Source organism: Streptomyces sp. NPDC001617, assembly GCF_053596855.1.
Map to the genome: position 1 here is coordinate 1 of NZ_JBSFHA010000105.1, position 13,216 is coordinate 13,216.

Consider the following 13,216-nt stretch of genomic DNA (forward strand, 5'->3'; position numbering starts at 1 on the left):
TCAGCATGCACATGCCCAGCGGATGGCCTGCCCGGCGATCAGTACCTCGATCGAGCGATCACGAACCGAGGAAGATCGGACTTAACGCCCACTCAGTGCTCACGGAGTGAGGGGGCAAACGACCTAGGTTGCGAGTGAGCGTTGTGGCAGTGCTGAGTTCAACCAAGGATGGTGTGATGAGTGATGCGATGGGGACGGTCATTTCGGGCGTTATCGCTTTCGTGGCCGCAGTGATCGGGGCTGTGATCGCCGGTAGATACGCCAAGCACGGCGCGGAAGTTGGCGGGCGTAAGGCGGTTGAGGCAGCGTTAGCGCAGGTGCACGGCCAGGCGGCAGCGGAGCACTGGCAGTGGGTGCGTAGTCAGCGGCATCAGGCATTTGCCGACCTTATTGTGGCTTATGCCGCTCTGGATGAAGCGGTCGTGCGCGCCTCTCCTGAGGTCCGAAGCGGGGGCGGGCTTGATGCGGCGACGGGGCATGAGGTGCGAGAGCGCGCACTCGAGCTTCAGGCTAAAACTAGCAAATTGGCTCTCTGGGGGCCAAATGAGACAAATTTGTTGGCCTATACGCTAACGGAGAAGTCGGTGGCGGCCGTCAGCGCCCTGTTGCAGATGGGGAACCTGAGTTCTCCGGGTGCCACCGCAGATTGGTCCATATGTGACCGGGCCATAGGTGAGATGGTGCAAGCGCACGCCACGTTCCTCCAGCGTGCTGGCGAGATCATTCGTGATCCGCGGCAGCCAGTCAGCTAGCGGGTTCCTGGTTGAGGCAGGGCAGGGCGCCTATAAAGCTCTGCCATGCGGCACGGCTCAGTATGAGGCGCGGCCCCGATGTGACCTTGGAATCTCGCACCGCGATTGCCGCAGCGAGTGCGGCCACTTCCAAGCACTCGCCCCCCATGCCGTTGCTGTAACTGCTTTTGTGCCATTGGAAGCTGGACGATGGCGTCATCGGGAGTCCTCCAAGAGTCTCGTGATCAGCAAGGTCGAGCGCTGGGGGCTCAATGCCAAGGCCCTGAGGTGGTCAAAGGCCTTCGTGTAGAAGGCCACGTCCTTGGGCTCTTCGAGGTAGACCGAATCGGTAAGTCCCTCTCGATAGACCAAGTCCGGATCCTCCTGCTCCGGGAAACCGAGGATCGTGTACGACCCCGTGGTGGGGTAGGCGCCGGCATCGAACGGCAGAACCTGCACGGTTACGTTCTTCAACTTGCAGATTTCCAGCATACGTTCGAGCTGTCGGGTCATGACCTGACGGCTGCCGACCACATGCTGCAAGGCGCTCTGGTGGACGACAGTCCACAGGTCAGGTGCGCTCTCGCTGGTGAGCAGCTCTTGGCGACGCATTCGGACGTCGACCATCCGCTGAATGTCCTCGGGGGTGTGGTCGGCCCATGCTCGGCACTGCTCGGCTGCGTACTCGTCCGTCTGCAGCAAGCCAGGGATGAACTCTGCTTGGTAGCTCCGCAAGTTGGACGCTGCCTGCTCGAGGCCGACGTACACCGAGAACCAGGCGGGGATCGCATCGCCGTGGGCGTGCCACCACCCCTTTGTCTTGGAGTCCTTGGCCAGCGACTTCAGGAGATCGCGCAGCTCTTCTGGGGTCTGGTAGAAGCGGCATACGGCGTCGACGTCAGACGGTTGGACGCGCCCCTGTCCCGTCTCCATACGGCTGACCTTGGAGCTGCTCCAGTCCAGTCCCTTGCCCACCTGGCTACAGGTCAGGCCGCTCTCCTCTCGTAGCCGCTTGAGTTCGATCGCAAGCCGGCGACGGCGAGCTGTGGGGGATCCGGCCATGTCAACTCCTCGTGGATTAGCGGAAGGTCCATCCCATCGGAAGAGGTGAGAAAGGCCAATCACTCTAACGAGGGAATCCCTTCATGCATGTTGCACGGCGGGACGGTCACTGCAAATCTGTCACTGGGAGTCACCGATAGATGCACGGTGCGCAACGGCGCGCATGAAGGGTGGTCAAAGATGATCTACGTCAGCGGCTGTGCCGGACGAGAGCCCTGGCTGCACGCCTTCACTGCCCATCCGAATGAAGTGGCCCAGTTGAGGCGGACGTTGCGGCTTCGGCTCATCCTGTGGGGGTTGCCAGATCTCGTGGACGCAGCACAGATCTGTGTATCGGAGCTGGTGGCCAACGTCATCCGGCACGTCGGCGAGGGAACACCCACGATGCTGCGCATGGCGCTGAGTGGGCCGTATCTGCGCTTCGAAGTTGAGGATCCTGACACGCGGGCGTTGCCCACCCTGCTCGCTGCTGGCACGACTCAGGAGTCGGGGCGAGGGATGGCACTTGTCGACGCCGTGACGGATCACCGGTGGGGCGTGAATCTTTGCGGCGACAGCAAGGTGGTGTGGTGTGAGCTCGCTGTAGACGCACCCGGCGCCGACAGCCAGGCAAACGGTCCCCGCGTGACGCGAGCCGAGGCGATCCTCGATCTGTATGGATCGTGGCAACTCCCGCACGGTAGGGCTATGGCTGGGGGTGCCAGTCTGCTGAGCACGGCAGCAGCCGAAGAGGCCGCCATCGGAGTCATGGCCGACGTGCTGCACTGGCTGCGCGCACGCGGCTATGACCCCGATGATGTACTCGACCGAGCTCAGACTCACTTTGAGGCTCAAATCGGCCAGGGGGTATGAAGGTTGTCGAGTCTGCTAACCCGCGGTGATCGTCGAGTATGACCACACATCCGCAGGCAGCTCATGATGCAGCTGCCAGGTGATGGCCATGGGCTTGCTGCCCTCGTGCCGGACGTAGGTCGCAGGGCCGAGCAGCATCCACGGTTGCGCCTTGCCGATGTCGGTGTCCTTGTAGCGCCGCATGAACAGCAGGACGTGGCTGCCGCGTTGGGCGTGCTGTTGATAGCGCAGGCCGGTGGGTGAGGTGTCTGCGGTCGTGCTCTGCGACTCCCAGTGGAAGAGGGAAGGGCTCAACGCGTAGTCCTTGTACCGGACGGTGGGGGAGAAATCCTTCTCATTCTTCTCCAGAGTGATCAGCAGCGCGTCCGTTTGATTCGGCTCGTCCCACAGCACTCCCTGAGCGAAGGAGCCGGGCATCTGCCCGCCGAGGCGGGCAACGCCCAGCGCGGCCAGGATCTCCGACCGGTTGTAGGCGCTGTGGATCTTCAGGGGGAGGTGCGCATGCGGGCCTTCCAGAGGAATGGGGAAGTGGTCCGCCTGTTCCAACACGTGGTTGAGTGCTTGTCGAAGCTCGCTACGGAGGGCTTCTTGTTCACGGAGGGATTCAAGCCCCTGTGTGTAGGAGCTGAAGCCACCAGCCTTGTCCCAGAGGTTGAAGAAGAGCATGCGCGCGTATGTTTGGTCTGTCGGACTCAGATCGTCGTACGTCGGTGCGTTATCGCCCAGCAAGCGTGCGTATGCTTCAGCGCGCTCGCGGTCGTCGACGTGTAGGAAGGCGTGCACCCGCTTCAACAGCTCTTCCTCACCTGCTTGTTCAGGCAGGTTGACCAGGCCAGAGCGACGCAGGACGGACGTCCACGAGTTGCTCGACTTGTACAGCTCCTTGATTTCGCGGCGGCTCTCCTTGAGATAGTCCGCAAGCTTGTCTGTGCTGTAGTCCCTGACCTCCTTCGCCAACGTCGTGATGGTGGCCTTGAGTTGGGTGCGGATGTTGTTGAGGACCAGGTCCTTGGACTTGCCTTCCAAGATGATCTGACAGCCGGAGGGCAACTGGGGGAAGTCCCGCTCCATGCTGTCGACCAAGCGATTGCGGGAGAGGTTGGTCAGGGCCCGGAACTGCTCCTCGAAGCGGAACTCCGCCCGATGCTGGCCGATGAAGTCGAGCACCGTCAGCACCGGTTTGTTCGGCGTGCGGCGCAGCCCTCGTCCCAGTTGCTGGAGGAAGACTGTCGCGCTGTTCGTGGGTCGGAGGAGGAGCAGCGTGTCGACGTCCGGGATGTCCAAGCCCTCATTGAATAGGTCGACGGAGAAGATCACTTGGATGCGGCCGGCCTTCAGGTCGTCCAGCGTGCGCTCCCGTTCGTCGGGCGATGAGTCGCTATCGAGAGCCGTGGCTTGGAAGCCCGCCTTGCGGAAGCGCTCGGCCATGAAGTGCGCGTGTGCCTTGGTGACGCAGAAGCCGAGGGCCCGCATGGTGGCGGGATCGGAGATCTTGTCCTCGACTTGCTTGATGACGATGCGGGCTCGGGCGTGGTCTGCTGAGAACACATTGCCGAGTTGGTTGCGGTCGTAGGTGCCCGACCGCCAGTCGAGATTGGTGAGGTCGGTTCCGTCCGGGATCCCGAAGTAATGGAAAGGGCACAGCAGGTCGTTCTCCAGGGCCTCCCAAAGACGAAGTTCGGCGGCGATGCGGCCCTCGAAGAACTCGTCTTGCACGTTGACCCCGTCCATCCGCTCCGGGGTTGCGGTGAGCCCGAGTAGTTCTTTCGGCTTGAAGTGCGCGATGACCCGCTGGTACGTGGCTGCCTTCGCGTGATGGAACTCGTCGATGACGATGGCGTCGAAATGCTCAGGGTCGAGTTGTTCGAGCCGCTTGAGGTTGAGGGATTGAACGCTCGCGAAGACATGCGTCCAGTCACGGGGCTCCTCCCCACTGTGGAGCAGTTCGCCGAATGACGCGTCGTCGAGCAATTCGCGGTACGTGCGTAGAGACTGCTTAAGGATCTCCTTGCGGTGCGCGACGAAAAGCAGTCGCGGCAGTGCTCCGCCACGCTTGTTGCGCATGGTCCGGTAGTCCAGCGCTGCCATGACCGTCTTGCCGGTGCCGGTCGCCGCGACTAGGAGATTCTGGTGGCGATCACGTATCTCGCGCTCAACCCGGAGCCGTTCCAGCATGTCCTTCTGATGCGGAAGCGGGTGCACTTCGAGGCCGGAGAGGCTGATCTTTAGCTCGCCGCTCGTTCCTGTGCCGCCCGCCCGGGACAGAGCCTCGGCCAGTCGCTCACCGTCGCGGTCAGGGTCGTATGACTCGAATGCCGCGTCGGCCCAGTACGCGTCGAAAGTCGCCTCGAACTTGTCGAGGACCCTTGGGGTGGCGACCGACGACAGCCGTACGTTCCACTCCAAGCCGTCCAGAAGTGCGGCCTTCGAGAGGTTGGAGCTGCCCACGTACGCCGTATCGAAGCCGGTGTTCCGTCGGAAGAGCCAGGCCTTGGCGTGAAGCCGCGTCGATCGGAGCTCGTAGTTGACCTTCACTTCGGCGCCGAACTCGCGGACCAGGCGGTCCAGGGCGTGCCGGTCGGTTGCGCCGATGTAGGTGGTCGTGATGACCCGGATGGGGACACCTCGCTCCTTGGCGGCTCGGAGCGAGTCTTCGAGGACTCGTATGCCGTACCACTTCACGAACGCGCATAGCAGGTCGATGCGGTCTGCTGTCGCGAGCTCCGCCCTCAACTCCGTGCCCAGGCTGGGATCGTCAGGGGCGTTGGTGATGAGCGCAGTTTCTGAAAGAGGGGTCAGAGGGCGAATCGCGTAGACGCCGGGAGCCTCCCGCTCGGCGAGTGCCAGGAGTTGCCGGGGGCCGTCGGCGATGGTGCCCACGATTTCGTCGACGGCCGGGTCGGGGGCATGGGTAGCCAGCGATTGCAGGATTTGGTTAGCGACGGTCACCTGCTTGTCGTGCGGCAGTTGGCTGAGTCTGCGTCCCACGGCCTCACTGATGTGGCGAGCCAAGACGTGAGGCGCCGACTCTTCGCTGACTTCCCCATCGATGGCCTTCCAGCCCGTTGCTTCGAGCCGCTCCATCCGGTCGCGCAGGGTCCGCGTGATGAGTTGCTCGTAGACGCCTGCGACTGGCTGGGCCAGGTCCCCCGATTCCGCCACGACTGCTCCTTTGATCCCTCATGTCGGTAGGGATCAGTTCTAACAGCAGTCACTGACAATCGAAGCGCTTCTGTTGAAAGGTGATCGTTTTCGGATGGCGGTTCGGATCGGAGGTGATCTGAGATGCGAGGGAAGGACTTTCAGTACCGCGTGTTGCATGGTTGCCGTGGGGCCGCCCGCTTCTTTCTCAGTGTCGTGCTTCCGCGAACCGAGTAAAGGGCGCTCCACTTCGTTCCGCGTCGCCTTCGGCGACGGCCCTCCGGGCCGCCCTTGACTCGTTTCGCTCCAGCACGGGTCAGAAGCGAGCGAGCGGCCCGGAAAGGCAGGGTGCCCAGGTTGGTGGTCGCTTGTGTCGGTCGGGTGGTGGGCGGGGTGGTGGGCGCGATCGCGTCTCGGCGGCACGCCGGGATGGCTAAGCGGCTTGCGGCCGGTGGGTGGTGGGGCGGTCAGTGGTGGATCGCGGTGAGTGGTGGGTCGGGGCCGGCGGTTCGGGATCGAGTAGGGGTTCTTGGGTGGTTCACTCCTTCGAGGGTAGGGATTGACCTGGCATTATTACTCTGTGTGACGGATAATTGAAGATGTCGGCTCGTCCGCGGAGAGTGGGGAGATCGGCAGGTCGTCGCGGTGTGCGGGAGCTAGGGGGGTGCCTTGCCTGTGAGTGGGCTGGTCAGTTCTGGGTTCGTCGGGGGCGGAGGTGCGTTGGGCTCCGGTTCGCCGGATGAGCTGGTGGCTGTCCTGCGCGAGCAGGGGCCGGGTGCGGAGAGTGCGGGTCTGCTTGGGGTGGTTGAGGTTGCGGGGCTCTCGGCGCGGGGGCGGATCGATGCGTTGGTGGTGTTGGAGCAGCATGTGGCGTGGTTGCAGGCCAAGCAGGTTGAGGTGCTGGCGGCCATTGCGGCGTACTCCGAGACTCCTGAGGTTGTGATCTTGGAGGCGGGCGGGGCGCTGAGTGATGTGCTTGCGGCCTCGTGGGACGGGGCGGTGGAGGAAGTCGCGTGTGCGTTGAGGCTGGCCAATCAGACCGCTGCGCAGTGGTTGAGGACGGCCACCCTGCTTGCGGCTCGGCATGAGGCGACGACCGGGTTGCTGGCGGAGGGGCAGATCTCGTACGTGCAGGCGCAGGCGGTTGCCGATCAGTTGGAGGTGCTCGGCGACGAGGTGGCCGGGCAGGTCGAGGCCGTCATGGTTGCCAAGATGCCTGCTCAGGCGGCTGGGCAGACTCGGGCTTCGTTGCGTCGGGAGATTCATCGTGCTGATCCGGAGGGAGCCGAGCTTCGCCACCAGCAGCGGGTCCGGGAGCGGCATGTGCTGCACTACCCGAAGGAGGACGGCATGGCCCTCTTTGGTGCCGTGTTGCCTGCGCAGCAGGCCGCGCTCATGGAACAGGCCGTGGATGTGCGTGCCGCCGCCCTTGCGGAGGACGGCCGCACCTTGGAGCAGAAGCGGTCGGATGCTCTGTTCGACCTGGTCGTCAATCAGGCCGCGCCGCTTGAGGGCTGGGGTGCGGCTGAGTCCGGTGGAGGTTCACGGTCGGCGGTCGTCGTGCAGGTGACCGTTCCCTTCGACATTCTGCTGGGTGCGGATGAGGGCCCGGCGGAGCTGAAGGGGTACGGTCCGATCACCGCTGGGCAGGCCCGCGAGCTTGCCTTCGCGCCCGGCACGATCTGGCGGCGGTTGCTGACGCAGCCGGAGACCGGGCTGCTCGTGAAGGCCGACCCCATGACCTATCGGCCGACGGCCGAGGCGGCTCGGCATGTGGTTGCCCGGGATCGGTACTGCGCCTTCCCCAGTTGCCGGATGCCTGCTCACCGCTGCGATCTCGACCATGTCCGGCCGTTCGATCACCGGCATCCGGAGCGTGGTGGGCAGACCGTGCCGGACAACCTGCAGCCGTTGTGCCGTCGGCATCATCGGCTCAAGACGCATCATCCTGGGTGGAGAGTTACGCGCGATCCGCACACCGGGACCAGTACCTGGACGGCGCCCACGGGACACACGTACACCAACACCCCGCCCGTCTATCGAGAGTGAGGGCGCGCGCCCCGGTGCCTGTGGGTTTCTACCAAGCAGGTTTACACCGTTCAGCAGCTGCTGGGCGACGGCGACGCCGTGGGGCACTGGTTCGGCGCCGGAATGCTCGACAACGTCGTCGCCGTGCTGGCGTGCTCGGTGCTGCCGCCTGGTTATGCGCTGAGGTGTTCGTGAACCATCTGCCAGGTTCCGGCGTTGTTGACGAGCACGTTGGTGCCGCGGCCGCTTCCTGAGCGCGGCTGGTTGTTGATGGTTCCGGTCCAATTGAACCGGTAGCGGCATACCGCGTGGTCATCGCTGTGGGCGATCCACTCCAGGTCGTCGATCTGGTAGATCTCGTCGCGGATGGTGGCGAAGGTCTCGGTGATGGCCGAGAGGACGGCTTCGCGGCCGCGGTGTGATCCGTCGGAGAACCAGTAGACGGCCTCGGGAGCGATCAGCGGGACCAGCTGGGTGATGTCGTGACTGTTGGTGGCCTGCTCGTAGGCGCGGATGAACTCGGTGAGCGCAGCCGTGGATTCGGGCATGGACTGGTTCTTTCTCCCTTCGCGGCGTGACAAGTGACAGGGGTTGTCAGGCCGCTTCTGATCCCAGTACTCAGCGGGTGAGCGGACGTTCAGGCGACGACCGCGGTCGCTTCGATCTCGACCAGGTGCTCGGGGACGTCCAGTGCCGCAACGCCCACCAGGGTGGTCGGTGGGGTCGGGGTGATCCCCAGTCGAGCGGATGCTCGGGACACCCCCTCCAGGAGCGCCGGCATCTTGTCGGGGGTCCAGTCGACGACGTAGAAGGTCAGTTTCGCTACGTCGTCGAAGGTCGCGCCGGCCTTGGACAGGGCGGTGTTGATGTTGAGGTAGCACTGTTCGACCTGGGTGGTCAGGTCGTCCTTGCCGACCGTGGTTCCGGTGGCGTCCCAGGCCACCTGGCCGGCTATGAAGATGAGTTTCGAGCCGGTCGTGATCGACAGCTGGTGGTAGACGTCGATCTTCGGGAGGCCCTCGGGGTTCGCCAAGGTGATGGGCATGTCGCTCGCCGTTCGGTTGGTCGGTTTCTTGTGGTTACTCAGGAACCGTAGGAGAGTGAGCCCCGACGTGGAAGTACGCACTTTTTAGTGACTGGGGAACCTTATGGTGACCAAGCAGGAAGACGCCGACCTTCGCCGGGCCGACTCGTTGGCTCGCGAGATCTTTTCCGATGTCGCCAACAAGTGGGCGCTGCTGATCATCGAGGCCCTCGGCGAAGGCACCCTGCGTTTCAGCGAGTTGCGGAACCAGGTCGAGGGCGTCAGCCACAAGATGCTCACCCAGAATCTCCGCATGCTGGAGCGGAACGGGTTGGTCGAGCGGCGCGTGTATCCCACCGTGCCGCCTCGCGTCGAGTACAGCCTTACCGAGGCGGGGGAGGGGCTGCGGGCCACCGTTGATGGGATGTGCGTGTGGACCCATCAGTACTTCGGGCACATCGAGGCCGCCCGGAGCCGCTTCGATGACGGTGACAACAGCGTCGGCATCGGTGGCTGACGGGCGGCCTCAGAAGCAGCGGTAGGGCCCCTACGCCCCGTGGCACCCCTCATACCCCCGCCCCGACCCGCACCAACAAACCGCCCCCCGCTGCGGCGGCCACTCCACCGCCCGCCCCCGCGCCGCCAGCGTCGTCGCGTACTGGGGCAGTAGTTCCGGCTCGGCCGGTGATGACCCCTCCGACGCCGCGAAGGCCTCGTACGACGGGACAGTGCCCGTCACGATTCCCAGGTTCCCCGTTCCGCTGGCCGCCAGTTCCCGCAGCGACGCCTCTATCGTCGCCAGGTGCTCCTCGTGTGAGGGGTACTCCTCACCCAGCGTCGGGTAGGCCGCCACCAGTTCAGCCAGCTCCCCCTCGGGCCAGTGCAGTACCGCCACCGGGAAGGGGCGGGACAGGGCCTCGCGGTATGCCCCCAGCTCAGCGCGCAGGCGTGAGATCTCCGCCGCCAGTTCCGCCGGGTTGTCCGAGCCGAGGGACCAGACGCGTTTCGGGTCGTGGAGTTCGTCCAGGGAGACGGGGGAGGAGTGGAGGGTGTCGGCGAGGATGTCCCAGTCGTCGTGGGTGGCGCCCAGCATGCGGCGTACCCGGTGGCGGCCGAACAGCAGGGGGTGCGTGGAGTACGGGGGCTCCGGTACGTCGGTCAGGAGCAACCGCACCCCTTCCGTGAACGTCTCCTGGGCCGCCTCCAGCTCGTCGTGCGCCTCCAGGGACTCCGCCACGATCACCCAGGAGGCCGGGTCGCGGGGCGAGCCTGCTCGGACGCCCTCGATGATCGCTCGGGCCTCGGCCTCGTGGCCGTACTCCCAGAGGTTGGAGGCCTTGAGGGCTCGTACCAGGTACGGGTTCTCCAGGGGCTCCTGGGAGGAGAGCAGGCGGTCGTAGAGGGTGGTCGCGGCGGGGCGGTCGCCGGACAGCTCCAGGTGGGCCGCGGCCTGGAGGAGCAGGGCCTCGGCGTCCTCGGGGTACAGGCCGGCGGTTCGCTCCAGGCGGGCCGCTTCGGCGGTGTGGTCGACGTTCTCGGCAGGCGTGTCGGGGCGCATGAGGGAAACCGTACTGCCCATCTGTGGCGGAGAAGAGGTGTGGAAGAGGTATGTGCTGGTCAAGGGCGGCCCGCCGTCAGGACTGAGGTGTGCGCGCCGCCATCGCCATCGTTCCCAGGCCGGTCAGGACTATCCCTGCTCCTACGTACAGGGGTGCCGTGTAGCCCAGGCCCTCGGTGATCGCCACTCCGCCCAGCCAGGCGCCCAGCGCGTTGCCCACGTTCGATGCCGACACGTTCGCGCTCGCCGCCAGGGGGACTCCGCCGGCGGCGTCCGTGACGCGCGTGATCAGGCCCGGGACGGGCGCGAAGCCGAAGACGCCCGTCAACAGCACCAGGATCACGGCCGCCACCGGGCTCCTCGCCAGCAGTCCGAACACGAACAGGACCGCGGCCAGGACGGTCAGGAACACCAGCAGGGAGCCGTCCCGGTTGCGGTCCGCCGTTCTGCCGCCGATGAGGTTGCCGGCCACCAGGCCCGTGCCGTAGATCACCAGGAGCCAGGGGACGTCGGTGTCCCTGAAGCCGGTGACCTCGGTGAAGGTGTACGCGAGGTAGCTGAAGGCGCCGAACATGCCGCCGTAGGAGAGGGCGGTCGCGGCCAGGGTCAGCCAGACCTGGCGGGAGCGCATCGCCCGTAGCTGGGCGGGCAGCGTTCCGGTCGCGTCGCCCTCCACCTCGCCCGCCCAGGCCGGCACCAGTACCGCGATGGCGGCGACCGCCACGACCCCGATCCCGGTGATCGCCCAGAACGTCGCCCGCCAGCCCCAGCGTTCGCCGACCAGGGCGCCGAAGGGGACCCCGAGCACGTTCGCGACCGTCAGGCCCGCGAACATCACCGCGACCGCTCTCGACGCCCGTTCCGGCGCGACCATACGGCGGGCCACCAGGGAGCCGATGCCGAAGAACGTGCCGTGGCAGAGGGCGGCGACGATGCGGCCCAGCAGCATCACCGGGTAGTTCGGGGCGAGGGCGGAGAGGAGGTTGCCGAGGACGAACAACACGACCAGGGCCGTCAGGACCGGCTTGCGGGGCAGGGACGCCGTCGCGGCCGTCACCGCTATCGCGCCGATCGCGACCGTCAGGGCGTAGCCGGAGATCAGCCAGCCCGCGGCGGCCTCGGAGACGGCGAGGCTCCGGGCCACCTGCGGGAGCAGCCCGGCGATCACGAACTCGGTCAGGCCGATTCCGAAACCGCCGAGCGCGAGGGCGACCAGCCCGGCCGGCATGCGCGCGGGCGCCGACGAGCTGGTCGTACCCCTCCTGTCCGTGCTGTTCGTCCCGTCCTTCCTGATACCCGCCGTCAGATCGTCACCCCGTCGATCTGCAGCGTCTGCACCGCCTTCCCCGCGAGCGACACCGACACGGTCTTCCCGCTCAGGTACGTGTCGGAGTACGACTTGTAGCGGTCGCCGCCCGTCGTCACCGTGTTCCAGCGCGGGACCAGGCCGCCCGAACCGCCCGTCACGGTGGTGAAGTTGGCGAGGTTGAAGGTGAAGGTCTGGGAGGACGTCGAGGTGTTGAGGGCGACGATCACCAGGCGTTTGGCGGAGGAGTCGTAGGCCGCGACCGCGTTGCTCACGCCCGTGTCCAGGATCTTCATCCCCGGGCGGATGTGGCGGCTGAACTGGGCCATTGTGTAGTACTTCGTCTGGACCGCGCCCGCCGTCAGCGTGCTCGCGTCGTACGCGATCATCGCCCAGTTCGTGGACGGGTCCATGACCTGCCAGTAGACCCAGGCGGTGGGGTGCAGCCAGCGGAAGTCGTAGAGGAGGTTGAAGGCGAGGGTGTAGCCGGTGCCGTCGTTGTCGCCGGTCTCGGAGTTCCAGAGGGCCTTGCCGGCCGTGGTGACGACGTCCGTGTAGAGGAGGTCGCGGCGGCCGCCGGAGCCCTGGTAGCCGTGGACGTTGACCCGGTTGACGTACCCCTTCGTCGTGGAGGAGAAGGAGTTCCAGGTGGTGCGGGCGAGGTCGTAGCTCGTCTCGTCCGAGGCCGAGATCTTCGTGCTGGTCAGGCCTCGGCTGTCCAACTCGCTGCGCAGATACGGCAGTACGGCCGACTGGACCGTCGCGTCCATGTGGCAGCCCTCCTGCGTGCCGGTCGCCGTCCACCACGACGACGACGGCTCGTTGAAGGCCTCGACCGTCGCGAAGTTCACGCCCCAGTTGTTCTTGGCGTAGAGGGCCACCGAGGCGAGGTGGGAGGCGTGCTGGCGGTAGTTCCAGGACTGGAGGTTGTTGCCGCCGTCGGAGGCGCCGGAGGGGTTGTGGTTCAGACACATCCACCACATGGGGGAGTTGGCGAACAGCTCGGTCGTCGCGCCGCGTGACGTCGCCTTGACCAGCATCGCGCGCTGGGTGGCGTCCGCCGTCCACTTCCAGGCCGAGGAGGTCGGGTCCTCGTTGTTCCAGTCCTGCCAGTAGCCCTCGATCTGCTTGAAGGCGGGGATGTTGGCGGAGGCGACCATGCTCTCGCCGTTCACCGTGTTCGAGCTGCACGCGCCCAGGTTGTAGCGGGCGATGTTCAGGCCCAGGCCGGGGAGCGAAGTGCCGTTGTACGTCGTCGACTTGGTGGTGAAGAAGATGTCGGCGAAGTCGTCCCGGGCGCCGAAGACATTGGCCCACCAGGCGAGGGAGGTGCCCCAGCCCTCCCAAGTGCCGTACGACGTCGATGGGTTGACGGCGATCGTGGCGTCCGCGCGTGCGGTGCCGGTCGCGAGGGCGCTGCCCAGGAGGGTGCCGCCCGCCGCCGTCAGCAGGGTTCTGCGTCGGATCATGGTCTCTTCTCCGTAAGTGGCCTGTCCCGTTCATGCCACGACGAA

Annotated in this window: 12 protein-coding genes; 4 read left to right on the top strand and 8 right to left on the bottom strand. The window is 65.6% G+C overall.

Annotated elements, in window-relative coordinates; translation table 11 throughout:
• The first annotated feature begins 176 nt into the window (after window positions 1–176).
• Entirely contained in the window at window positions 177–752 is a 576-nt protein-coding gene (locus tag ACWC09_RS45580; protein ID WP_450857346.1) for a hypothetical protein, read from the top strand.
• Here ACWC09_RS45580 and ACWC09_RS45585 read toward each other — a convergent pair.
• Together ACWC09_RS45585 and ACWC09_RS45590 are read right to left on the bottom strand one after the other, a co-directional pair.
• Window positions 745–951: a DUF397 domain-containing protein gene (locus ACWC09_RS45585; protein ID WP_450857347.1), complete on the bottom strand. Its 207-nt coding sequence runs from the start codon at window positions 949–951 to the stop codon at window positions 745–747. The genes ACWC09_RS45580 and ACWC09_RS45585 overlap by 8 nt on opposite strands.
• The gene (locus ACWC09_RS45590; protein WP_450857349.1) at window positions 948–1,793 is read right to left on the bottom strand and encodes a helix-turn-helix domain-containing protein; all 846 of its coding nucleotides are present in this window, start codon (window positions 1,791–1,793) and stop codon (window positions 948–950) included. Before ACWC09_RS45590 ends, ACWC09_RS45585 begins: the two co-directional genes overlap by 4 nt.
• 180 nt (window positions 1,794–1,973) lie before the next feature.
• Between ACWC09_RS45590 and ACWC09_RS45595 the strand changes: the two genes are divergently transcribed.
• Window positions 1,974–2,645: an ATP-binding protein gene (locus tag ACWC09_RS45595; RefSeq protein ID WP_450857351.1), complete on the top strand. Its 672-nt coding sequence runs from the start codon at window positions 1,974–1,976 to the stop codon at window positions 2,643–2,645.
• 15 nt (window positions 2,646–2,660) lie between these two features.
• Here the strand turns inward: ACWC09_RS45595 and ACWC09_RS45600 are convergent, their stop codons facing one another.
• Window positions 2,661–5,729, bottom strand: a complete 3,069-nt coding sequence (locus ACWC09_RS45600; RefSeq protein ID WP_450857402.1) for a DUF3427 domain-containing protein — start codon at window positions 5,727–5,729, stop codon at window positions 2,661–2,663.
• A gap of 777 nt (window positions 5,730–6,506) precedes the next feature.
• Between ACWC09_RS45600 and ACWC09_RS45605 the strand changes: the two genes are divergently transcribed.
• A complete protein-coding gene (locus ACWC09_RS45605) occupies window positions 6,507–7,835 on the top strand; it encodes a DUF222 domain-containing protein (RefSeq protein WP_450857353.1) in 1,329 nt (442 codons plus the stop codon).
• A gap of 152 nt (window positions 7,836–7,987) precedes the next feature.
• Here the strand turns inward: ACWC09_RS45605 and ACWC09_RS45610 are convergent, their stop codons facing one another.
• Both ACWC09_RS45610 and ACWC09_RS45615 read right to left on the bottom strand, forming a co-directional pair.
• A complete protein-coding gene (locus ACWC09_RS45610) occupies window positions 7,988–8,362 on the bottom strand; it encodes a YybH family protein (RefSeq protein WP_450857355.1) in 375 nt (124 codons plus the stop codon).
• An 89-nt stretch (window positions 8,363–8,451) separates the two neighbouring features.
• Window positions 8,452–8,859: a RidA family protein gene (locus tag ACWC09_RS45615; RefSeq protein WP_450857357.1), complete on the bottom strand. Its 408-nt coding sequence runs from the start codon at window positions 8,857–8,859 to the stop codon at window positions 8,452–8,454.
• A gap of 103 nt (window positions 8,860–8,962) precedes the next feature.
• On the opposite strand from ACWC09_RS45615, the gene ACWC09_RS45620 reads away from it, so the two are divergent.
• Window positions 8,963–9,355 carry a winged helix-turn-helix transcriptional regulator gene (locus ACWC09_RS45620; RefSeq protein WP_450857359.1) on the top strand — a complete coding sequence of 131 codons (393 nt, stop codon included), beginning with the start codon at window positions 8,963–8,965 and terminating at the stop codon, window positions 9,353–9,355.
• Between the two features lie 30 nt (window positions 9,356–9,385).
• Here the strand turns inward: ACWC09_RS45620 and ACWC09_RS45625 are convergent, their stop codons facing one another.
• The 3 genes from ACWC09_RS45625 to ACWC09_RS45635 all read right to left on the bottom strand — a co-directional run bounded on the left by ACWC09_RS45625 (window position 9,386) and on the right by ACWC09_RS45635 (window position 13,171).
• Window positions 9,386–10,396 carry a YecA family protein gene (locus ACWC09_RS45625; RefSeq protein WP_450857361.1) on the bottom strand — a complete coding sequence of 337 codons (1,011 nt, stop codon included), beginning with the start codon at window positions 10,394–10,396 and terminating at the stop codon, window positions 9,386–9,388.
• A gap of 76 nt (window positions 10,397–10,472) precedes the next feature.
• Window positions 10,473–11,624, bottom strand: a complete 1,152-nt coding sequence (locus tag ACWC09_RS45630; protein WP_450857363.1) for an MFS transporter — start codon at window positions 11,622–11,624, stop codon at window positions 10,473–10,475.
• 74 nt (window positions 11,625–11,698) lie between these two features.
• A complete protein-coding gene (locus tag ACWC09_RS45635) occupies window positions 11,699–13,171 on the bottom strand; it encodes a beta-1,6-galactanase (protein WP_450857364.1) in 1,473 nt (490 codons plus the stop codon).
• Between the last annotated feature and the right edge of the window lie 45 nt (window positions 13,172–13,216).

What these genes read in the sequence shown, in the direction of transcription:
- ACWC09_RS45610 (WP_450857355.1), bottom strand. Translation starts at nt 8,362, where the DNA reads ATGCCCGAATCCACGGCTGCGCTCACCGAGTTCATCCGCGCCTACGAG.
- ACWC09_RS45590 (WP_450857349.1), bottom strand. Translation starts at nt 1,793, where the DNA reads ATGGCCGGATCCCCCACAGCTCGCCGTCGCCGGCTTGCGATCGAACTC.
- ACWC09_RS45620 (WP_450857359.1), top strand. Translation starts at nt 8,963, where the DNA reads ATGGTGACCAAGCAGGAAGACGCCGACCTTCGCCGGGCCGACTCGTTG.
- ACWC09_RS45635 (WP_450857364.1), bottom strand. Translation starts at nt 13,171, where the DNA reads ATGATCCGACGCAGAACCCTGCTGACGGCGGCGGGCGGCACCCTCCTG.
- ACWC09_RS45615 (WP_450857357.1), bottom strand. Translation starts at nt 8,859, where the DNA reads ATGCCCATCACCTTGGCGAACCCCGAGGGCCTCCCGAAGATCGACGTC.
- ACWC09_RS45595 (WP_450857351.1), top strand. Translation starts at nt 1,974, where the DNA reads ATGATCTACGTCAGCGGCTGTGCCGGACGAGAGCCCTGGCTGCACGCC.
- ACWC09_RS45600 (WP_450857402.1), bottom strand. Translation starts at nt 5,729, where the DNA reads ATGGAGCGGCTCGAAGCAACGGGCTGGAAGGCCATCGATGGGGAAGTC.
- ACWC09_RS45585 (WP_450857347.1), bottom strand. Translation starts at nt 951, where the DNA reads ATGACGCCATCGTCCAGCTTCCAATGGCACAAAAGCAGTTACAGCAAC.
- ACWC09_RS45580 (WP_450857346.1), top strand. Translation starts at nt 177, where the DNA reads ATGAGTGATGCGATGGGGACGGTCATTTCGGGCGTTATCGCTTTCGTG.
- ACWC09_RS45625 (WP_450857361.1), bottom strand. Translation starts at nt 10,396, where the DNA reads ATGCGCCCCGACACGCCTGCCGAGAACGTCGACCACACCGCCGAAGCG.
- ACWC09_RS45630 (WP_450857363.1), bottom strand. Translation starts at nt 11,624, where the DNA reads ATGCCGGCCGGGCTGGTCGCCCTCGCGCTCGGCGGTTTCGGAATCGGC.